The sequence below is a fragment of the Anabaena sp. UHCC 0253 genome (assembly GCF_009712085.1).
GTDB lineage: Bacteria > Cyanobacteriota > Cyanobacteriia > Cyanobacteriales > Nostocaceae > Dolichospermum.
Genome location: NZ_VILD01000019.1, coordinates 1 through 21,822 on the forward strand (window position 1 = coordinate 1; position 21,822 = coordinate 21,822).

The window sequence follows — 21,822 nt, forward strand, 5'->3', positions numbered from 1 at the left end:
CCGTATAGTCAGTTTTAAACTCAAACCACATAATCCGTCCAAATATCAGAGGCAAAAGCGGGTAAAAGGACAGAATTTGGAGCAAAGTTATCAGCTAGTTGTCATGATGGATATGTGTTTTTAGACCACATCAGTTGGGATAATTTTAACGAATCAGGAGACTTAAAATCGCAGGTAGAGGCATACAAAACTGACACTGGATATTATCCTGAATCCGTTCATGTGGATAAAATTTATCGGACAAGAGAGAATCGAGCTTGGTGTCAAGAAAGAGGAATTAGAATTAGTGGTCCGCCGTTGGGAAGACCACCTAAAAATGTCAGTAAAGAAAATAAGAAACAGGCTGCTTATGACGAAGGTATTCGTAACTGTATTGAAGGTAAATTTGGGCAGGGTAAACGAAGATTTAGTTTGGGTAGAGTCATGGCTAAACTTCCTCATACCTCTCTAACTGCTATTGCTATTACTTTTTTAGTTATGAATCTTTCTACCTTACTATCAAGGGTTTTTTGGGGATTTTTATGGCAATTTTTCCAAATAATCTCTTTTTTCTTTAATTCAATTAGAAAAAGTGATGTTTTGCCTAATTTTAAACAACAAAAACTTATCTTTGCTTTTGCCTAACTACCTAGTTAATTTTTTTTTGCCTTTTTCTACTTTTTCAGCAAGCCCTACGTATAGTTCGTGGTCAAGGCATGAATATCTTATCAGAATCCCCACCTTATGATTACATTGAAGGTGGGGACTTCCGCATTGCATGAAAAAATAATTATTACTAAAAGAAAGTTATGAGTCAAGAATATGAGTATCCACTAAGCTGCAATCTATCAACTGATGGTATGAATAGTAATTATTCTCATTTGTTGGAGTATTTATTAATAGTCACTCAAGACCTTTTTCAGGCTCGTTCCCTCAATAAAATTATGGAAATAGCCCTAGTCGCAGCCCGAAAAATCACAGAATCCGATGGCGCAACTTTTGTACTTCTAGATCATGGCTTCTGTTACTATGCTGAGGAGAATGCTATTGCGCCCCTTTGGAAAGGTCAGCGCGTTCCCCTCAATCACTCTATTGCAGGTTGGGTAATGCTAAATTGTCAGCCTGTCATAATTGCTGATGTATATAGTGATGACAGACTTATTCGTAATTTTTATGAAACTACTTTTGTCAAAAGTATGATGATGGTTTCTCTTTGTAGTCAAAAACCAATGGGTTCTATCGGTACTTATTGGCAAAACTACCATGAACCCAGCATAGAAACATTAAGATTACTACAAACCCTCGCTGATATTACATTGGCAACAATGGCAAATTTTCAGGCATATTCAGAACTAGAGAGACAATTACGCGATCGCACCGCAACCCTAGAAAACACTAACATTATCCTGCAAAAAGAAACGCAAACACGCAAAGTTTTAGAAGCAGAAGTCCGCCTTCTTTCCCTAACAGATGAATTGACAGGAATGCACAACCGCCGCGGCTTTTTCTGTTAGCGGAACAGCAAATTCGGTTAGCCAAGCGATCGCGTACCAATATTAGTATCCTATTTATCGAAATAGAGGGATTCAAAAATATTCAAGATACCTGGGGTCAAGAATATGGTGATGATGCTATCCTGGCCACAGCTAGATTACTAAAACGCATCTGCCGGAATTCTGATACTATAGGACGATTGGAAGAAGCTGAATTTGTAGTGCTGGCGCAGGGTTGTGATCCTGATTGTTACACTATCAAAGAGCGACTAAAAAATGCTCTTAGCCAATTAAATGAAAGTAAACAATACCCCTTTTATCTAGCTATCAACGTAGGTGTTCAAGACTATGAATCTAAGCCGCATCTTCCCCTAGATGATTTGATTACTCTCGCCCAAATTCATGTGTATCAATCACGAAAGGATAATTAAACCACGCACAAAGTCTAATTTACATCAAAAATAGCTGATTTTTGTAGTCAAATTTACGATATTTTTTTCAGAGTTGAATATAATAAATATTAAAATCCTAACCTGTCTAAAAAGGTAACAGGATTTACCAATGCAAGGAGAAAAATCCTATGCAAAAAATCTCACGCTATACGGAATTAGAATATGCTTTTCTGTTTACCCTCAGAAAAGTCAACTCCATTAATACTAAAGGTTTTCAGCCATTTTTTGAGGATTTACCAATTGATCCTTATATTAAGGGTAAATATCGTTCCCGCAGGTTATCCCGATTTATAGTTTCTGGAGATGAATTGCTGAAACTTGCACACGGATATTTATTACAAAGTGGAGAATACAATCCCTTATTAGGAAATATTAAAAGGGAGTTTGCAGAATTAGATAATGCACTCATAGAACTGGAAATTTTTAAGAACCTGGTTTTCGCATTTTATGATTTATGTAAATTGCATCCAGAAGCAGAAATTGGTGTTCATCAAATTAGAACCACCTGTTCACCCAATAATTTAGGAAATCCTGCCCCTGAAGGTATTCACCAAGATGGTAGTGATTTTATTGGCATTTTTGCCGTAGGGAGAGATAATATTCAAGGTGGAGAAACCCATTTATATAATGCTAAAAAAACAAAGCCTGTGTTTAATAAAATTCTCCAACCTGGAGAAATAATTTTAGTTAATGACCATGATTTTTTCCATTTTACCACTCCCATAAAACCCCAAAATTCAGGTGTGGGAACTAGAGATGTATTTGTAATTACTTCTCCTAGTTTAATTTCTGATTAACTTTTACAAAACAAGGGAGAACATTTATCAATTCTCAATAGAGGTTTTATTCAATTCACCATTACGCCAAGTATCAGCAATATCTTTAATAAAACTAGCTAGAGGAATAGCAACTAATACACCTAATACACCTCCTAATTTTGCCCCTATTAATAAAGAAATTACCACCCAAACAGGATTTAAACCAGTTAAATTTCCTAAAATACGTGGGGCAATAATATTAGAATTAATTTGGTCAATAGCTACACCTATAGCAGCAACTTCTAACCCCAAACCAAAGTCTTTTAAGGATACTAATAAACTCACAATACCAATACCAATACCTGTTCCAAATGGGAATAGAGAAAATAAACCAATTCCCAATCCAAAAAGAAGTGATAAAGGAATTCGTAAAACTACAAATGCCAATGTGATTGTTACAGCTAAAATAGCACCTAATGTAGCTTGCCCAATGAAATAGTTATTAAAATCTTCCCGGAGTAATTCTCTAACTTTTTTAGCACTTTTAGGAGGAAACCAAAGATAAATTCCATCCCATAACCGTTCACCATTCAAGACTAGATAAATAGTCAGAACTATCGCTATTAGTAAATTAACTAAATTTCCAATCGTATCAAAAGCAAAACCGAGAATTTTCCCCGTAAAAGATTGCAGTTGACTGGATATTTTTCCTAAAATTTCACCCGCCAATCCACTTAAATTTACTGGTAGTTGTTGTGTGGCTGCCCAATTCTGTAAAGCTTCTATTTGTTGAGTTGCAGACTCAATCCAATAGGGAAGAAGATTAGCTAATTCATTTAATTGTTCGAGAATTAGTGGTACTAAAATAACACCTACAGCCCCTAAAAGGATAATAGATAAAAGTAATACGACTACAATCGCTAAACTACGAGGTACTCCACGTTTTTGTAAAAGTTTAATAGGATAATCTAAAACAAAAGCTAAGAGAATAGCTACAGAAATAACGCTAACTAATGGTTGGAAATAGTTAATAAATTGAATTAATAACCATCCGTTGAGAAGAATTATAGGAAAAGCTAATCCTATATTTAGCCATTTTGGTAAATTTTGTAGATTGTTAACTGGTTGCATGGGATTTATTAATAATTTAAGTTTTGCTAAATATCTTGAACATTTTCAAGCTTTTCATTAAGTAGAACGGACTAAACAATTCCAGGTTTGTAGTGAGGACTAAAGTCCTCATTTAAGGGCTGAAACCCTTGCTACCAAATCATCTCAATATTTTTTACATTACTTAAATATTCGGTTTGAAATTAGGTGATTTACAGAACTTACCGACTAAAATCCGTCTACTTAAAATCCTTCAAATATCATTGATGATTCCTCTAGTTTTGATAAAATCTAGCATAATTGTTCGAGGTAAAGTTGCCAGAGGTCTTACTTCTCCTGCATTTGCAGAATAACATTCACCTTTATGGATATCTTCTGCTGTTAACAAATCTAAATCCCAACCTTCAGAAAGTACGAGTTGATTTACTGGTACTAACAATGGTGCTTGAAAGACATGACGAACAACTTTTTCATCGCTATAAAGTCCAAATTTTGTAAAAGAGGTTAACTCATAACCAATCTCTTCCATAATTTCTCGTTTGACTGCTATTTCTGGTGTTTCTCCCGGTTCGATATGTCCTCCAAACAAAGCCCAACAACCAGGAGCTATAATATTAGGAATATTATCCCTTAATTGCATTAAGAATTTATTTTCTTGATAGAGAATGGCAATAGCGACATGAACTAATTGATTAGTCATAAATTACTTTTCTTCTAAATAAATTTCCCCGTATTCTTTACCAGCCAAAGGAATACTTTTGTATTGGACATTACCTTTTAATACTACTTGTTCTCCAACTTGAAAATTGCCTTGATTAGTGATCACCCAGATTTTTCCAGTTGAGTCATTAATTTGATATGCTTTTTGTTTGATTAACGAAGCAGTTTTTTCTACTTTACCTTGAATATAAACTGTATTATTTTGATCTTGTTGAGTGATTTTTTGAATCTGTGTGACATTAGCACCAATATTTAAATTTTTTAAATTGATACCCGAATTTTCCCCGTTACTACAAGCAGAAAGCCCTGTGACAAAGGAAAAAAATAATACTACTGAAAATAATCCCCCACTAGAAATTTTTGTTTGTGGCATATAAGTTATAGATTCAGCGAACTTTTACATTATTACCAATTTTATCCCTATTTTACTAAATTAATCCTGCATAGCACTTCTGACTAAGATTACTGTACTATTGACACCAGAGGCGATCGCTTCGGGAATATTCCCTTGAATTGCTTGTTGTAATAATCCCTCGCGGGAAGCACCCAAAACTACAACATCGAAACCTTCAGTTTGGACTAACTCAATTACTCCAGTTGCAACTGATTCTGCCTGTAAAGATGCAGCAACGATGTTACTATGTAAGTTACGATGACGCATTAATTGACGAGTAGATTCTTCTAAAACTGTCATATCTGGTTCGACTTCCCAAGGTTTAACTACCTGAGTCAGTCTGATTTCTATATCGTTTCCCATTGTCACTAAAGCTGGTAATAATTTAATTGCAATTGGTGCATTTGGTCCCCCAGCCATTGGTACTAACCACCGTTTAAATTGTTGATGGGAATCGAAATTATCACCTAATTTAACTAAAACAACATCACAATTTGCTTGGCGAATAATGGTATCTACAACATTCCCAAAAATTCTGCCTGGGGTAGATGTATTTCCTTTCCAACCCATAAAAATTAAGTCTATGTGTCGTTCTTTTGTTGTGTCTAAAATTGCTTGGGCGATATCATGGGCGACACGAATTTGGGTATGAATGGGAATGTGCAGTTTTTTGGCTAATACTTCCGCTTGTCGGAGTAAGCGGCGACTTTTTCCGGTTTTTACTGGTGTTTCCGCTGGAGAACTATGACGGGATACAAGGATAATTTGTAAACATTCTATTTCATAATGGCGATCGCGGGCAATTGCCGCAGCCATTTCTAATAAAGCCGGAGCGGTTTTTGGGTTAGCAATAGTAACTAATAATCTCCCTCTCCCAATACTAGGCGATCGCGTTTGGTAAACTAAATAAGAAGGTTCTGGTTGGGGACCTGTTACACCATTTTCTCCATTAAGATGATCTGCTTCGGCGCGAATAATATCGGCGCGGGTAATAATCCCAATTAGTTTTTTTCCATCTACTACAGGTAAGCGGCTAATTTGATATCTATCTAATAAATAGAGAACATGACTTAATCTATCTGTTGGTGATACTGTCACCGGTTGGGGTGTCATAATCTCTTTTAAAAAAGTTTCATTCGGTAATAGATGATTGCGAATTTTCTGTAAGTCTGTTTGGGAAACTAATCCCACTAATTTATTATTTTCAACTACAGGAAACCCGCGATGATGGGAACAAGAAAAAGCTTGAATAACTTCATCTCCTGTCATTTCTGCATCTAAAGTTTCCACCCGTTGCTGCATCACATCATTAGCCGTTAACTGTGTTAATATCCCTTCAATTGGCGCATCTTTTTTGAGAATAATGCCATTTAGTTTTAAAAGTTTGTCATAAAGTGAACCGGGGACAACCTTCTCCGCTACTAAATAAGAAGTTACAGATACCACCATTAATGGTAATACTAAATTGAAATCTGTAGTCATTTCAAAAACAATGACAATAGCCGTCATCGGAACTTTAGAAACGGCGCTAAAAAATCCCCCCATTCCTGCTAATGCGTAGGTAGTAGGTGAACCAAATCCAAATGTTTGCAATTCACATACACCAATAATGTGTCCTAAACAAGAACCTAAAATTAAACTAGGTGCAAATAATCCCCCTGGTGCGCCTGAACCAAAGGCAATTAAAGTTAAGATAAATTGGGCAATAAAAGCGATCGCTGCTACAGGAATATTCGGTTCACTAACAATCATATACTGCCGCAAACCTGCATTATCTCGAAAATACTCAGGAAGTAAAGCAATGATCAAACCAGAAGCCAAACCAGCTAAAGCCGCCCGCAGAGGTAAACTAATATGTAAACGACGATAAGCGTGAATACTAAAAATTAATCCCCGATTAAATAAAGCTGCAAATAAACCTGCTAAAACTCCCAAAATTAATAAAACGGGAATTTCTAATAGGGAAAAAGTGCTAGAGTAGTCAATTAATTTCAAATCTAGTTGTAGACTACCACCACCCAACCACCGAGAAATTACGCCACCGATAAAAGACGCAATAATTGCAGTTCCTAAAGTTAAACCTGATAAATCTTGTAATAACTCTTCAATAATAAATAGCACCCCTGCTAGAGGTGCATTAAAAGCTGCTGCTAAACCAGCCCCAGCCCCCGCTGCAATCATCTGGCGGCGGTGATCTGGAGATGTGGGAACTAAGCGACTCATTCCCGCTGCTAACCCCGCACCGACATGAACTGTAGGACCCTGTCTTCCTAAAGTTAATCCTGAACCCAAGGCAATAATTGCACTGATTAACTTGACAAAAGCTACTCTCCATGATAGTTTTATTGGCACATTTGCTAGGGAAGCTTTGACTTGGGGAATCCCACTACCAGCAGCTTCTGGTGCTAATCGCTGGACTAACCAACCAGAGAAAAACCCCAAACTTACGCCAATAGCGGGTAGGGTTATCCATGCGGGTAAAATTTGGGTTGTATGCACTCTCCATGTTCCCAACCACCCCGAACCCTGTTTGAGTAATACCGCAGATAAAGCGGCTACTATTCCAATGATAGAAGCTTCTGCTATGGCTAAACCCCTTCTAGGTTGCCAAAAGTTCCGCAAGTGATTGGTTAGCAACGCCAAGGAAATCATAGATTTTAAGTTTAATTTTAAAATTTTAATTTTAGTTTAAAATTAACGCTTTCTTAAATTTTTCAGCACTATCAAAATATATTTGTGGCTTTTCAATTAAAGCTAAATCTATCACTTGGGCTAATTTTTGGGGGGATATTTCCATTCCGTTGGAGAATGGGTACAGGATTATTTTCTAAAACATCCATAAAAGGATCACTTGTAAAATTACGGGGAAAATATCCTGTTAACATATTATATAAACAAGCTGCACTTGCCCAAACATCTACATCAGGTTGGGAATTTTTAAATTTAAGCACCTGTTGACGGGGAATAAAACCAGGTGTACCTCCTATCATTTTTGTAAAAGTTTGTCCACTTAAACCAGCTAAATCAAAGGATTTAGCTAAACCATAATCACCGATTTTTGCTGTTAGTTTACCATCAATATTAGAGAGAAAAATATTACTTGGTTTTAAATCACGGTGAACTAAACCTTTACCTGGTTTATAACCACCGTCTGCTAATTTAACATAAGGAATTTCGGCATTATGGGTATAGATTAAACCATCTAAAACTTGGAGAATAATTCCTAATGCCATATCTACAGGTAATTTTCCGCCAAGTTGCTGCATTAAATCATCAACATTCCCACCTTCGTAATATTCCATGACTAGGAAAAATAGGTTTTCTGCATAACCATAATCAAAAAATTCCACAACATTTTGATGTTTTAAAGCTTTGAGATTTTCGATTTCTCTTAGAAACATTTGTACAGATTTATCATCTTCAGCAACTGCAGGTAACATCACTTTTAAAGCCACAAATTTACCCGTTTGGGAATGTTGCGCTAAATAAACTTCTCCAAAACCACCTTTACCGATAGATTTGATAATTTGATAATTGAGTAATGCTTTTAAATTTCTTTCTCCACCTATGGCTAGTTTGATTAATTTTTGAATGACATCGAAAAGCTTTGTTTTCGCTTTTAGTTCTAGTGGTTTTACAAATTCAGGAGTTTTAATATCAGGAGGTTGATTAACTGGTTGTGGAATTTCAATATTAACTCGCAAGACAGTATCACCTAAAGTAATATGATCACTATCTTGTAAATCGTATTCGGGAAAGTTTAATTTAGCAGCTTCTTCGGCATTTTGGTGAGATTGTCTACCACCAATTTTTGTATTATTAATATAAGTCCCGTTTAAACTTCCTAAATCTCTAATTCTGATTTCTGGAGGGTTGATATCTAATAAACAATGATAGCGAGAAACCCGTTTATCAAATTCGTCGGGAATTGATAAATAACAATCATCATTTCTACCAATTAAACAAGTGGTGCGACTGTCGAATATATATTGTTTACCTGATAATTTCCCTGTGGTAATAGTTAGAGTAATGGTAGATTGCATATTTGATAATTTTTTATAGAGATATCTTATTTTACATAGGTTGGGGATTTTTGCCGAGGAGCTTGGGTAAAAAAAACGGTAAAATTATTAAAAATTCTCTTGACAAGTTTCCGAGTTTTTGTTATTATTTAAGTATAGTGGAAAACTGTGCGCCCATATATATAGGGTTTTGGTTTCCCAAAAGTATTTTTGTCAGAATCAGGATATATGGTTACTGAGCGGAGTCAAAGTACATGATTTGAGGATTTACAGGATAAAGTCAATTTTAACGCCATACCTGCACCTGCATGACATCAAAATGATAGTCATAAGTCCATACTGGTAACTTCATTTCTTCAGATAAAATAGCAGTGACAGCATCACAAAGAGTAATTTTCTGATCTGGAAAACGAGCAGCTTTTTCTGTTGCTGCTATATATTGGTCTTGGGAAGGGTTGATAAAATAAACTGACCCTATGCAATCTTTAGCAAAACTAATTGCTTGTTCAGTTCCCAGACGATATAGCAAAAGATTATATGTTTCTAGATAAACAGGAAAGGAAAGTAGGATTGTTAAGTTTTCTGCATTGATTCTTTGTATTTGAACTTTTGAACGCTGATGATATTGATCATCTACATCTATAGCAGCATAAAGTGGTCCAGTGTCGGCAATTATAGCTCTCAAGGTGTATTAGGTGGCAATGATTGTGAATATGTTTGTTCCGCGAGAATTTGATCATGATTTACCGAAGTATTCAAAAATCCACTTCCCTGAGTTGCAGGAGTAAAGTTGATTGTTTTTTTTGGAGGTAAATAACCCCGTTGACCCAGAAATTCGATGATCGCATTTTCAATAATATCATTAGCAGGTAACACATTTTCCTGATCTTTGATATAGCTATTGAGAGCATTTGCTAATGTATCTGGTAATGTGATATTTAGGGATTGCATAGGCTGTGAGTGCAAATTATATCTATATTATATTACTGTCAGAATCAGGATATCCAGGATTTGAGGATTTACAGGATGTGGGTTGAGAGTGAGGTTTTTTGATGTCAGAATTTTTGTGATGTGAGAACTTTTTTGGATATTATTTAGGTGATAATCAAAAATCTCAATTAATAAACTATCTATTCTGCAAATAAAGCTTCTAAATCTTGATGGTCACTCACAACTCTGAGAATTTCAACATTATTATCAACCAATTGATAAAAAATGATGTAACCATTTAAAGGAAGTCCACGCATTCCTTGTCTTATATATTCGTAACTGCGTCCCATGTTAGGAAATTGCAGTAAATTTTCACACTTTTTTGTAAAATCTTGAAAGAGTATTTCTCCCGCTTCAATATTTCTGTTTAAAAAATATTCAGAAATGCTATCTAAATCTCGAATTGCTTGAGGTGAAATCAAACATTGATTCATTTTTTCTCCTCACGCGCATGACGAAATTTGGCCTGTATTTGTTCAACAACTGTTTCTAAAGGAACTCCTTCCCCTCGTTCTAATTCTGCTGCGGCTTCATTGACTTTAACTCTCACATCTTCTACCCAGTCTTCATATTCTCGTTGTTTTTCTTGTAAGAGTTGTAGAGCTTGATTAATGACGGCTTCAGCATTAGGAAATCTCCCTTGAGCTAACTGGTTTTGAATAAACTGTTCTTGTTCTGGTTTTAGGGTAATATTCATTGTCTATTTCCTATAACTGATAATTTTCATTATAAACTTATTTGTCACAAATCAAGAGATCCAGCATTAAAGGATTTTCATGATTTAGCAATTTCCACTTGTAATTCAAAGAGAACAATTGTCGGAATAATAATTTCCTGAGCAGGTATTTTAGCAAGGTTTTGAGCAACTTGTCCTTGACCTTTAAAATAATAAATTAAGGTGTTGGTATCCAAAACATACATTTAGAGACTCTCCCGCAAAATATCTTCTCCTGCTTCACTGCGAATTTCTTCTAAACAAGGAAAGTCATCTTTCCAAGTTCCCGCAAGTGAATAAACCAGTTCTTTCCAGGAAAGATTTGCAGAATCATTAACAAGTTGATTACTATTCAAATTTTTACTACAGATAAGTTCAGCAAAATTCAAAATTTCCTCAGCTTTATCTTGGGGAAGGGTTTTAACAAGTTCGTAAATCTGTTTAGCAATGGTCATAATTAATAAGGATTTTCAGGATGTGGATTTTTGTGTTTAGTAGATGATTTAGCCTTTATTATACTACAGGTTTTTATTTGTCTGATAGCGAAGCGTGGCGTAGCCATATCAGGATGTCTGGGATTTGAGGATTTTCAGGATGTTTTTGAATGATTGTTTTTGAATAATTTAAACCATCTATAAATTACCATCCTGTTAATCCTTTAATCCTGGATATCCTGATTCAGACTTAATAATTTTCTGTAACCCTTAAATGCTACAGTTCACAAGTCTCGACGCGAGAGAGAGATGATAGAGACTTACCTTCAATCCTACTGGCCGCCCTCATACGATGAAAGTAACCGCCTATAATCCCAGGGAGGTGGCCTTCAGGTGCTTTTTCGTCAAAAATATAAGCTCTTCCTTTTCTCCATCCTACCTTATCCTCAAACTTCTCATAAATGTGAAACGTACCATCCTCTAAACCTTGATAAATCTTTTTCTGTACAGAAAACCCAAATTTACCATTACTGTATTTTACCCACAATTGGTCAATAGTACGCAGGTCTTCACAGGGTAAATTATCAATGTTTTCATTAGTTGCAACCGCTAACATTACCTGTCTGGTTTCCTCATCTGCTTCCCTCCATTTTCCTGCTGCGAGGTAGTTTTTTAGTTGATAGTATTTAGACTCAGGAGGTATTTGACCAGATTTTATAGTTGTTTTATTATTAAATTCTAAAATATTTTTTCCTAATACTGTAAACCCTAATCCTACACCTACAAAACCCAAAACTTGCAAAATTCGACGACGAGATATATTGGTTACTGGTTGTGATTTTGGTTTTGATTGTGATGCTTTTGGTTTTGTTACTGGAGGTTGAGTATAGGTTGATGCTTTTCGTGTTGTTTCTGGAGGTTGAGTATTATTACAATCTGGTTGAATTTGGGTTGGTGGTTTTGTTTGTTCGATATTAACTAAACCCAAATTTTCCCGAAACTTTAATGCTGTTGTAGTGCGGTTTTCCGGTTCTATTTCCATACCCTGCAAAATCGCATTATTCGCCCTCTGACTAATACCAGAATTATAATGTTTAGGTGCGGGTAAAGGTTCATTATCATATTTCCGGTTGAGTGCGGGTACAGGAGTAACTTCACCGTCTTTTTCAATCCATTAGCCGTTAACAGATAATATAAAGTAGCTGCTAAAGCATAAACATCTGTATGGGGTCCAAAATTACCTTTACGACGATATTGTTCAATAGGTGCAAAACCAGGAGTTTTATCTTCAGTCATACTACTTATAGCAATACTGCGAGTTAAACCAAAATCAATTAAAACTGCTTCTTGTTTATTTTGGCGCAAAAGAATATTTTGGGGTTTTATATCCCGGTGTAAACTGCCTTTAGCGTGAATATATTCTAAAGCCTGACCAATTTGATCTATATATAATAGTGCTTCACTTTCGGCAAGTTGTCCCTTTTGTCGAATATATTGAAATAAAGTTACTCCATCAATATATTCCATCACCACGCCAAAAAGCTCACCTGATTGGATGACTTCATGGACTTTGAGAATGTGCTGATGATCAAAACCTTTAATTGTCAAGGCTTCGTTAATAAACTTAACCTGTTGTTCTGCAAAGTCCTCTCGCAATTGCATTTGCTGGTTGAGGGTTTTAATTGCGTATAATTTACCCGTGCTGGGTTCTAAAGCTTTGTAGGTAATACCAAAACCACCGCTACCCAATGGTTTACCTTGAATGATAAATCTATCGTTATTAATGTGCTGTCCTGGTTGCCAAATAATCATACCTTTGATATTAGATACGGTGGAGATTAATTTCAATATATCCTTATCGTTGTATCATTTCTGAGAACCGTTACAGCATTTTCTCAAAGTAGCTAAATAAGCTGTGATGCAGATAAATTTGATAACTACAATTTAGTTGAACTTTGTGGTGTGGGCATCCTCGGACTGAGCTTTGTCGAAGTCTTGCCCGCTAGAATTATACAAACTAAATGCACAACAGCTTATTGCCATATTAATTATTTTTACCCGTGATGGATAGTCCTTCTACTATCAAAGATGGTGTATAACAAGAACCATTCCAATCGGCATCGCCACCTAATTGCACCAATTGTTTAAGGGCTGTGTAGACATTACCTGCTACCATCGTATCTTTGACGCGGCCAATGATTTGACCGTTTTTGACTCGATAGCCTAAATCTACATTGATGGAAAAATCACCAGATAACCCGCTAGAACTACCTAGCATTTGATCGATAATTAAGCCATCATCCATCTTCCTAATCAAGTCTATGAGCGAAAGATTACCGGGTTGAATCAGGAAGTTAAATAGCCCAGGGGTGGGATAACTACCTAAGCCAGGACGAAAACCGTTACCAGTGCTACCACTGTTTAATTGTCGTCCAGTGGTGCGATCGCTATAAAAATTCCGTAAAATCCCATTCTCGATAAATATCAAGGATTGGGTAGGTTGACCTTCATCATCAAAGGGACAGCTATAGGGACCTGCTTCTGGATTTTGGTAAAGGGTAAGAGTGGGTGCAATCACTGGTTTACCTAATCTATCCACCCAGGGAGAAGCTTTTTCCAAGATGTGTTTACCATTCAAAGCTGATTGCACAGTTCCCCACAGCATATCTGCTGCTTTAGAAGTGAACAATACAGGACAACGACCGCTAGGACTGGGAACGTTTTCTTGCGCCCAATTTAATCGTTGTAAAATTTGGTTAGCTACTTTCTCCGGGTGGAGTTCAAAGCGTTGAGTTTGTCCATCAGCAACACTGAGAAAATCATCACCTCTCACCCATTCCGCTGACATATAGCAGCTAAGTGTGGTATCGGTGTAGTGAGAATCTAAGCCTTTGCTGTTGATGAGTCTGGTGTTTTCTACATCACATTCCCAGTCACTATGACAAAGAATATCTGGATAGACATCATGAATTAAGGCGATCGCTTCTTTGCCCCATTTAATCAACATCTCTACGGATACAGATGTGCCTAAATCTGGGTAGGATTGCCCGGCATGACTCGCTAATTCTACTGTTTCCGGTGAATTTAATTGACTAAGTGCCAAAGATTTTTCCACCATAGCTTGGGGATCAACATCGCCATAAGCCACCGTCAAACCGGGACAACCATCCCGCCATAGCCGCAGGGCTGTACCCTCAGCTTGACTGGTTTCTAGTTGTTTGAGACGGTTGGCTTCAAAAAATACTGGTCGAGAAAGCGATCGCGACTGATACACTTCCGCAGCCTCAGCACCAGATTTGAGGGCAAGTTCTAGTACCTGTTCCGCCAGTGTATCTTGTAACAAATTTACAGAACCCATGTCCTTTTATGAATTATGGATTTTGGATATAAACCGCTTAATAGACGCAGACCATTATCCCATTAGCGTGTCATAAACAGTTACAGTTTTTTATCATGGTAAATTAATTTCTTGTAACAGCCAAAATCCGGCAAAAGACTGAGATTGAGGATCAGACTGCACACCAATAAAATGTACTCCATTGGCTTGTTCCTTAGCTACTGCAAAGCCCTGTGCTTCTGCTAAGAGTTCGGGAGTGCGGATATTAGCCACAATCCAACTTTCTGTAGCCCCTGTTTCTAAAATTAATCTGTTGCCTTCACTGGTGTCAAACCGCAAATAAGCCATTTCTAAACCAGACATCCAACCCGCTATAGGTAAAGCCCTTGGTGAGAAAATCAAAATCCCTGGAATCCGAGTTTCTGGGGATAATTGCGCCAACTCTAGGGGAAAAGCTTCACCAAAGCCAATTTCCCATTCTGGCATTTCTGCAAAATCCCCTGCGTCTAAGGTAACAAACGCCCACTGTTTTCCTTCCAACGCATCTGGTAATCGCTGGGGTAAAGGTCTATCTAAACGCACAGAAGGATTAGCAACTCCTTGATATCCCTGTTCCTGGGGATAAACTTCTTTCATGCGCTGTTCTATCCACTGATTGAGAACCAATGTCCGCCGACTTGGTACTGCGGGTACACCCACATCTTCACAGGATTTTGTAATCATGTTATTCATTTGGCGACGAAAAAAGCGGATTTTGATGGGTGTTGAACCGGCTTTTTCTATAGCTTCCTGGATCGCTGTCCGCAACCAACCCGAATTTACTTGGGTACTGGGGCAATATTTAGCATAGCGAAACAGAGAATCTGTCTGTGTACCAATATCGGCCGGACTTTCGCACACTAACATTTCCCACACTTTTTTCTGATTTTCGTCCAGAATTGGACGAGAGTAAAAATCGAGTTCCCAAATACTGCCCATGTTTTAGTGGTAAAAATCTGATGATTTGATATTTTGTTATTTTTTAACTTTACCGTAAATTCAAGGGTTTAAGTCCTCTACTGCTGTCTACAATTTTGTTGGTTGTAGTCTATGGTTTACTAATTTTCAATTTTTAATTTTTGTCTTTGTTCTGAAGTTCATCAAACTTAGACCGCACTGCCTGTATATCTTGCCACATTAGCCATTTAGGTTTTCCTTGTTCCCGTGAAGGATTACGCAGTAGGTAGGAAGGATGAAAAATTGGCATACATAAACGTCCTTCCCACTCTATCCACTGACCACGAATTTTAGTAATGGGACGTTTGTCGCCAATAATACCTTTGACGGAGGTTGCACCTGTTAAAAGAATAATTTTTGGGTCAACTAGGCGAATTTGCTCGAATAAATAGGGTTTACAAGCCGCTGCTTCTTCAGTGGTAGGTACACGGTTTTCTGGTGGTCTACACTTGCAAATATTCGCAATATATATATCTTTTTCTGTACTTAATTTTACGGATGCTAAGATGTTTTCTAGTAATTGCCCTGATCTACCTACAAATGGTAAACCTGTTTCATCTTCGTTTTTGCCTGGTGCTTCCCCAATAATCATAATTTCAGCTTGGAGATTACCACGTCCAACTACAGCATGAGTACGATTTTGGGCTAATGCACATCGCTGACAGATGTTACAGTGTTTTCCTAAGTCTTCTATATTGGCGTAAGTTCCAGGGGGAATGGGGATCTTTACATCTCTAGGAATTAGTTCTTGTTGATTGAGGCTAGAGTCATCGAAAAGGCTAAGTTGAGTTTCGTTCTGCATGGGATTGGGGATAGTAGCTGGCAACTCCAGTATATTGAGGGAGAAGATCCTTATCCTAGCAATTATGTGGATCTTAATTTAATGATGCTGCTGATATTGCATGGCTTTAGCATAATCACCCAAGGCGTAGCAAGTGACTTTGAGACTGGCCAGGGCTTTTTCGATACTGCGACTGTCTTGCATAGATTCAGCTAAGATTAGTTGTTGTTCATAGTAGGCGATCGCTTCAGGATATTGACCTATGGCTTCGTGGGCTACTCCCAATGTATTTAATGATTGTTCTTCACTTTGTTTGTCTTGAATTTCTCTAGCTAGTTGCAATCTTTCTTGATAATACTGAATGGCTTTGAGATAATCTCCTAAAGCATAGCAAGCATTACCGAGATTTTTTAGTACCTGGGAAGCAGCGCGATGGTTATTCAAGGAACGGGCTATGATCACAAATTTTTCATAATAGGCGATCGCTTGAGGATAATCTTCTAGTGCGTAGTAAGCATTACCTAAATTCTTCAGAACTTTTTCTTCTCCCCATTTGTCTTGGAGTGCTTGTAAAATTCTCCAGCTTTGCAAATAATAATAAATTGCCTGTGTAAAATTACCACAAGCTCTATACACTAATCCTAAATTATTTAGTGCAGCTACTTGACTGCGCTGATCTTGTAAATATTGAGTTATTTGTAAATCTCTCTTGAGGCAATCTATAGCTTTATCATATTCATGTAAGTGTCGGTAAGCATTTCCTAAACAAGAAAGTGCTTGCATTTCTATTTTCTGATCTGGGTAGTCCTGAATTAATGACAAACACTGCTGACAATAGGAAATAGTCCATTCATAATCTACCATACTGTAGGCTACTAACCCTAATAAAGCCAGTACCTGGGGTTGTTTTTCTGTATTGCCAATTATTTGAAAAAGTCTTAGTGCATCTTTTAAAGATTTCATGGCTAGATGAAATTCACCAGCTTTTTGTTCTTTAATTCCTTGCTGTGTAAGTTGAGATGCTGCTAATAGTTTTTCTTGGATCTCTTCTAAAGATAATGTTGTTGTATATGATTCAAATTCGTGAGTTATGGTATCTTGACTTACTATCGGTAAATATGCTGACGGTATTTCTATGTAATCATTTTCCGTTACGAAATTACTCCTTGAATATTGCAACATAGATTTTTCCTCCTTTTTAGTCTGTATACCTTAGTATTCCCACAATCAGAGGTTATATCTCAATATAGTGAGATTATTTTTTTTTATCTCTATACTATGTTATCATTAATGTATATTAAAAATAAATATAAATAAATCGTAGTTAATAATCACTAAAATAAAGGTTATTTGAAAAGTTTTAGTTGGTCATTGTTAGACATTCCTAAACCCCCCCTAACCTTCATCAGCGTGCAACTAAAGTAAAAGTCCCCCTTTTTCAGGGAGACTTAGAGGGATCAGAAAGTATTTGATATACCATGAGGGGACTTTCAAAACATCCTCTTAGATTTTCTGTAGCTTTTCTCTAACTTCCATTAAAATTATGCCGAGCATATTTTTACCACTACCATCTGCACCACAACCCCAATAATAATCAATAGGTGATTTTTCTACTAATTCTTCATTACCTGTAGATAAGAGAATTTCTTTAATATTTGCATGGGTAGAAAATTTGCATAACACCGCATTCCGCATAATGTTATCTTTGACTTTTTCCCAATCTGGACGCAAAGGAAGTGTTCTTTGTCTTCCCATTTTTGCAGCCTCTTTTGGCGTTTTCACTAATCGCAGTTTTTCTAAATAAGGTGTACCGACGAACTTTTGAGCTTGAAAGTAATGTTCACTAGTAGACCAATATAATTCATCTAAGACAAATCCATGATTTGAGAAGTTAGAAAAACAGCCGTATTCTTCACGGGTACTATAAAAGTATATTGTCATATTTTGGTAATAGGTAACAAGTAAGAATTGATTACCTATTCTATTCCCTATCCCTGTCAATTGAGTTTTAAAGCATTAACTGGCACATCATCCCAAGAAGTAACTGTTCGTAATTTGGCAACCCAGCCGTCTGCTTTTTGTATTTCGGTCAAATTATTCTGAAATGATTCATGACAATCTTTAGCCTGAGACTCATCACAACAGGCAATACAGGCATGAATCATCCCCGAAGGATCAATTTGCTCATTTACCCAAATAGTCATAGTTTATCTCCTAAAAATGTGGTGTTAAAACAGCTATATCTAATTCTTAGAATACCATGAACAACTAAGTAGTTAAGGTTTTTGAGTCGCTATCGCTAATTTTGCGCCTTTGATCTGCCGCACCCGATCCATAACTACCACGACTTGACCATGAGTAGCATTTTGATCCGCATTAATAATCACTACGATCTCTGGATTATTCCCCATTAATTGCTGTACCTGTGTCGGTAAAGCATCCAGGGTGACTGGCTGACGGTTCACACTCAAAGCGCCTGCTGAGTCTATTGTGACAGTAATTGGTGCGGCTGATGCTTGGGCTTTGGCTGTGGCAGCTTTGGGTAAATTAACTGGTAATCCTTCGGAACGGGTTAAAAATAAGGTGGACATGATAAAAAATGTCAAAATTGCAAAGATGACATCAATCATCGGTACAATATTAATCTGCGCTGGTAAATCAGGTTCATCGGGTAGACGCATAGGATTTATCCCCTCTTTCATAGTGACGACGATAAAGTAATTCTAATTGGCCGCCATATTCTTGAATCCAAGCAATTTGGCGTAAATACATTCCTCGAAAGCTATTAGCAAAAAACAGGGTAATAATAGCTACCACTAATCCTGTTGCTGTAGATACTAAGGCTTCACTAATCCCAGAGGTGACACCAGTGGCTTTTGTTGCACCAACATCACCAATATTTAATGATGCAAAGGAAGTAATTAACCCTAATACTGTACCTAGCAGTCCTAACAAGGGGGCTAAACCAATAATTGTATCGAAAATGTTTTGAAACCTTTTTAATAAGGGTATTTCGGCCTGTGCTTCACTTTCTAAAGCTAAACGAAATTCTTCTGGGTTGGGTTCTTCTAATTCTAAGGCTGCTAAAAAAATCCGCGACATAGGTAAATCAATGTTGTTATGAAGTGCTGTTAAGGTGCTAACTACATCACCTTGACGATAGAGTTTAAGAACGCTTTGAATAATACGGTTTTGACGATTAGTGATTTTTGCCCAAAAGATGATTCGTTCAATAATTAGGGCGATCGCTAAAACGGAAAAAAACAGCAGTGGCCACATGACTACGCCACCGGCTTTGAATAAATTACTAATTTCCATTGACTATTTTATTAATCCTGCACACAGCTAGATTAACAGATTGTTGCCCAGAGACAAGTATCGGTAAGGGATGTCTGGGGTTTGGAGTGCGTTATTTTACAATCCTGTCTGTATTGCTGGGTAATGGCTGCGAGTTTTTTGGGTAGAGATTAATTTTGGATTTATTGTTAGATTATATATTGACACAACAATTTTGTTGTACTATTATTAGATATAGAAGAACAACTACAAAATTACAGGCCGTTGCTGAATAATGGAATGATTTTATTGACTGCGGAACAAAACTTTAATGTTTCCAGCCCCTATCAGTCTACAAATATGCAACGCCAATTACGCCTTTACGTGAGTTGAAAAATTTTGTTGTTTTATAAGTTTTTCCAGGGTTTTCTAACACGATAATTTTGGAATTATTAACGAAATTACAAGAGTTTTAATACTAACTCACATAAGCCGTAAATTCTTCTATTAACACCGATAAATTAATCTAGAAATAAGTATCAAAGCTTTGTAAATCACAAGCTGATGTCTAATTCTATTTAAGTTTAATCGGTTAATTTAGTGAATTTATCGGAGGAATAAATTTATGACAGGATAAAAACATAGTATGAGTTTGATATTCGATCAAAATGGCAATTTGCTACCAGGAATTCATTTGGCTACTTGGGATGAAATTGAAGAGTTTCTAGCTTACAATAAACGCCGACAAAATCTTTTATCTGGACTCAAGCAAGGGTGCGAGATATTAAAGCAATGCGGTTGTCAGAGAATTTATCTCGGCGGAAGTTTTGTAACTACTAAAAAACTTCCTGAAGATATTGATGTTTGTTGGGAAGACGATCAAGTAGACTTTAAACTCTTGAAAGAACTCGACCCTATTTTGCATCCTAGTAGCAGAAGGTCGGCACAAAAAAACAAATATCGCTGCGAGTTTTCGATTGCTAACAACACTTTTGAAGATCCATTTACCACTTGTTTAGAATTTTTCCAGCAAGACCGTAATGGCAATATCAAAGGTATAGTAGCAGTTGATCTGTAAGGATAGGATGCGAAATACTTTTTGCTGATATTGATTATTAAACATTCAAAATTAGCAATATAAAACAGGGAGATAAATAAATTGGCATTATCTAATTAATTTTTATTATTAGGTAATGCCATTCTTGAACAAATGAGTGATAGGTTAAAGATTATGATTTTCAATGAATGGCAGTACAATATTACTAAAGCACAGATGAAGAAATTTGAGTTAGCAATGGCTCAATATGCTAGTAAACCAATTCCAGAAGATGAAAACCAAAAACTACGCCATGAGGCTCGTATTGATTCACTCAAAAGCCAAATTGAGGAGTTTACTGAAGAGATAAAAGAGTACGAAAATCTCAAAAATAATCAAGGTAAAATTGAGAAATTACAATATGATAGTTTAGAGAAATTACCAGAAGCACTAATCAAAGCGCGGATTATTCGTGGATACACTCAAGAGAGTTTTGCCAAACTTTTAGGAGTGAAACCTCAACAGGTACAACGTGATGAAGCAAATGGATATGCTAGTGCTAGTTTGACAAAACTTTTGAAAATTCAACACACTCTTAATCTGGAAATTCGGGAGGAAATTATCTTTAAATAAAGGAGTATTAATTTACTTTGACTCCAATATCTACTCCATCACTTTTCAGTTGTCCATCTTCCATGTAAACGATGCGATCAGCTATATCTAGAATGCGATTATCATGGGTGACAAGCAAAATAGTACAATTTTGCTCTTTAGCTAACATTTGCATTAATTCCACCACATCCCGGCCAGATTGTTTATCTAATGAAGCTGTAGGTTCATCTGCTAATACTATTTTTGGGTGACTGACTAAAGCGCGGGCGATCGCTACCCGTTGCTTTTGTCCACCTGATAAATTCTCTGGATAGTAATTAATATGTTCTCCTAACCCAACGTGTTCTAACATCGCTGTAGCTTTGGCGTTAATATCACCTTTGAGATAATCCTCATGCAACTCCAAAGACATCCGCACATTTTCTTTGGCTGTCAAGAAACTCATCAAATTATGTGCTTGAAAAATATAACCTATTTGACGACGCAATTTAGTTAATTGTCCTTTACTTGCGCCAGACATTTCCTGTCCTAATATTTGCAAATTTCCATTTTGGGCAGAACGTAAACCCCCCATTAATGATAACAGGGTAGTTTTTCCCGAACCAGAGGGACCCGTCATAATCACAATTTCCCCCGCCTTAATCTCTAAATTAATATCAAATAATACTTGTTTTTGGAGCGCCCCACTCCCAAAATAATGATTGAGATTAGCAACAG

General features: G+C 36.7%; 25 protein-coding genes and 2 pseudogenes. 6 read left to right on the forward strand and 21 right to left on the reverse strand.

The annotated features are described in order from the left end of the window. Positions 1-32: 32 nt before the first annotated feature. From FJR38_RS26945 to FJR38_RS26955, 4 genes and pseudogenes are all read left to right on the forward strand, one after another. A pseudogene (locus FJR38_RS26945) lies at positions 33-624 on the forward strand (transposase); the annotation flags it as partial. 164 nt (positions 625-788) lie between these two features. After that, positions 789-1,493 (forward strand): GAF domain-containing protein, encoded by a 705-nt coding sequence (locus tag FJR38_RS28915; protein ID WP_254449610.1) that lies wholly within the window; start codon positions 789-791, stop codon positions 1,491-1,493. 56 nt (positions 1,494-1,549) lie between these two features. After that, complete coding sequence (locus tag FJR38_RS28920; protein ID WP_371418307.1) at positions 1,550-1,903, forward strand: diguanylate cyclase domain-containing protein; 354 nt, start codon at positions 1,550-1,552, stop codon at positions 1,901-1,903. Positions 1,904-2,052: 149 nt separating this feature from the next. Then, entirely contained in the window at positions 2,053-2,721 is a 669-nt protein-coding gene (locus tag FJR38_RS26955) for a 2OG-Fe dioxygenase family protein (protein WP_168540633.1), read from the forward strand. Between the two features lie 27 nt (positions 2,722-2,748). On the opposite strand, the gene FJR38_RS26960 is transcribed toward FJR38_RS26955, so the two are convergent. From FJR38_RS26960 to FJR38_RS27060, 20 genes and pseudogenes are all read right to left on the reverse strand, one after another. Then, on the reverse strand, positions 2,749-3,813 hold the full coding sequence (locus FJR38_RS26960) for an AI-2E family transporter (protein ID WP_168540635.1): 1,065 nt from the start codon (positions 3,811-3,813) through the stop codon (positions 2,749-2,751). A 232-nt stretch (positions 3,814-4,045) separates the two neighbouring features. Then, positions 4,046-4,492 carry an NUDIX hydrolase gene (locus FJR38_RS26965; RefSeq protein WP_168540637.1) on the reverse strand — a complete coding sequence of 149 codons (447 nt, stop codon included), beginning with the start codon at positions 4,490-4,492 and terminating at the stop codon, positions 4,046-4,048. A gap of 3 nt (positions 4,493-4,495) precedes the next feature. Continuing rightward, positions 4,496-4,885, reverse strand: a complete 390-nt coding sequence (locus FJR38_RS26970) for a hypothetical protein (protein WP_168540639.1) — start codon at positions 4,883-4,885, stop codon at positions 4,496-4,498. 60 nt (positions 4,886-4,945) lie between these two features. Further along, the gene (locus tag FJR38_RS26975) at positions 4,946-7,558 is read right to left on the reverse strand and encodes a chloride channel protein (RefSeq protein WP_168540641.1); all 2,613 of its coding nucleotides are present in this window, start codon (positions 7,556-7,558) and stop codon (positions 4,946-4,948) included. A 92-nt stretch (positions 7,559-7,650) separates the two neighbouring features. After that, the gene (locus FJR38_RS26980) at positions 7,651-8,949 is read right to left on the reverse strand and encodes a protein kinase (RefSeq protein WP_254449611.1); all 1,299 of its coding nucleotides are present in this window, start codon (positions 8,947-8,949) and stop codon (positions 7,651-7,653) included. Positions 8,950-9,214: 265 nt separating this feature from the next. After that, positions 9,215-9,613 (reverse strand): type II toxin-antitoxin system VapC family toxin, encoded by a 399-nt coding sequence (locus FJR38_RS26985; protein WP_168497223.1) that lies wholly within the window; start codon positions 9,611-9,613, stop codon positions 9,215-9,217. Then, complete coding sequence (locus tag FJR38_RS26990; protein WP_168497221.1) at positions 9,610-9,879, reverse strand: hypothetical protein; 270 nt, start codon at positions 9,877-9,879, stop codon at positions 9,610-9,612. The genes FJR38_RS26985 and FJR38_RS26990 overlap by 4 nt, the downstream gene beginning before the upstream one ends. A 179-nt stretch (positions 9,880-10,058) precedes the next feature. After that, the gene (locus FJR38_RS26995) at positions 10,059-10,352 is read right to left on the reverse strand and encodes a type II toxin-antitoxin system RelE/ParE family toxin (protein ID WP_168497219.1); all 294 of its coding nucleotides are present in this window, start codon (positions 10,350-10,352) and stop codon (positions 10,059-10,061) included. Then, a complete protein-coding gene (locus FJR38_RS27000; protein ID WP_168497217.1) occupies positions 10,349-10,615 on the reverse strand; it encodes a type II toxin-antitoxin system ParD family antitoxin in 267 nt (88 codons plus the stop codon). The genes FJR38_RS26995 and FJR38_RS27000 overlap by 4 nt, the downstream gene beginning before the upstream one ends. A gap of 77 nt (positions 10,616-10,692) precedes the next feature. Beyond that, the gene (locus FJR38_RS27005) at positions 10,693-10,839 is read right to left on the reverse strand and encodes a hypothetical protein (RefSeq protein WP_254445312.1); all 147 of its coding nucleotides are present in this window, start codon (positions 10,837-10,839) and stop codon (positions 10,693-10,695) included. Then, the gene (locus tag FJR38_RS27010) at positions 10,840-11,088 is read right to left on the reverse strand and encodes a DUF2281 domain-containing protein (protein WP_168497215.1); all 249 of its coding nucleotides are present in this window, start codon (positions 11,086-11,088) and stop codon (positions 10,840-10,842) included. It abuts the gene before it with no gap. A 256-nt stretch (positions 11,089-11,344) separates the two neighbouring features. Beyond that, positions 11,345-12,879, reverse strand: a pseudogene (locus FJR38_RS29465) (serine/threonine-protein kinase). A 232-nt stretch (positions 12,880-13,111) separates the two neighbouring features. Then, positions 13,112-14,425, reverse strand: coding sequence for a TldD/PmbA family protein (locus tag FJR38_RS27025; RefSeq protein WP_168540643.1), 1,314 nt, complete (start codon positions 14,423-14,425; stop codon positions 13,112-13,114). A gap of 93 nt (positions 14,426-14,518) precedes the next feature. Then, on the reverse strand, positions 14,519-15,382 hold the full coding sequence (locus FJR38_RS27030) for a Tab2/Atab2 family RNA-binding protein (RefSeq protein WP_168540645.1): 864 nt from the start codon (positions 15,380-15,382) through the stop codon (positions 14,519-14,521). A 133-nt stretch (positions 15,383-15,515) separates the two neighbouring features. Next, complete coding sequence (locus tag FJR38_RS27035; RefSeq protein ID WP_168540647.1) at positions 15,516-16,202, reverse strand: uracil-DNA glycosylase family protein; 687 nt, start codon at positions 16,200-16,202, stop codon at positions 15,516-15,518. Positions 16,203-16,280: 78 nt separating this feature from the next. Further along, positions 16,281-17,363: a tetratricopeptide repeat protein gene (locus FJR38_RS27040; protein ID WP_168540649.1), complete on the reverse strand. Its 1,083-nt coding sequence runs from the start codon at positions 17,361-17,363 to the stop codon at positions 16,281-16,283. 321 nt (positions 17,364-17,684) lie between these two features. Continuing rightward, a complete protein-coding gene (locus FJR38_RS27045) occupies positions 17,685-18,122 on the reverse strand; it encodes an NADAR family protein (RefSeq protein WP_168497205.1) in 438 nt (145 codons plus the stop codon). 56 nt (positions 18,123-18,178) lie between these two features. Beyond that, on the reverse strand, positions 18,179-18,385 hold the full coding sequence (locus tag FJR38_RS27050; RefSeq protein WP_168497203.1) for a glycogen debranching protein: 207 nt from the start codon (positions 18,383-18,385) through the stop codon (positions 18,179-18,181). Between the two features lie 72 nt (positions 18,386-18,457). Then, positions 18,458-18,862, reverse strand: a complete 405-nt coding sequence (locus tag FJR38_RS27055) for a biopolymer transporter ExbD (RefSeq protein ID WP_168497201.1) — start codon at positions 18,860-18,862, stop codon at positions 18,458-18,460. Then, the gene (locus FJR38_RS27060) at positions 18,846-19,499 is read right to left on the reverse strand and encodes a MotA/TolQ/ExbB proton channel family protein (protein WP_168497199.1); all 654 of its coding nucleotides are present in this window, start codon (positions 19,497-19,499) and stop codon (positions 18,846-18,848) included. Before FJR38_RS27060 ends, FJR38_RS27055 begins: the two co-directional genes overlap by 17 nt. 604 nt (positions 19,500-20,103) lie before the next feature. Between FJR38_RS27060 and FJR38_RS27065 the strand changes: the two genes are divergently transcribed. Together FJR38_RS27065 and FJR38_RS27070 are read left to right on the forward strand one after the other, a co-directional pair. Next, positions 20,104-20,535: a hypothetical protein gene (locus tag FJR38_RS27065; RefSeq protein ID WP_168497197.1), complete on the forward strand. Its 432-nt coding sequence runs from the start codon at positions 20,104-20,106 to the stop codon at positions 20,533-20,535. 153 nt (positions 20,536-20,688) lie between these two features. Further along, positions 20,689-21,126 (forward strand): helix-turn-helix transcriptional regulator, encoded by a 438-nt coding sequence (locus FJR38_RS27070; protein WP_168497195.1) that lies wholly within the window; start codon positions 20,689-20,691, stop codon positions 21,124-21,126. 7 nt (positions 21,127-21,133) lie between these two features. On the opposite strand, the gene FJR38_RS27075 is transcribed toward FJR38_RS27070, so the two are convergent. Then, on the reverse strand, positions 21,134-21,822 hold a 689-nt coding region (locus FJR38_RS27075), incomplete at its 5' end, for a DevA family ABC transporter ATP-binding protein (protein ID WP_168540651.1).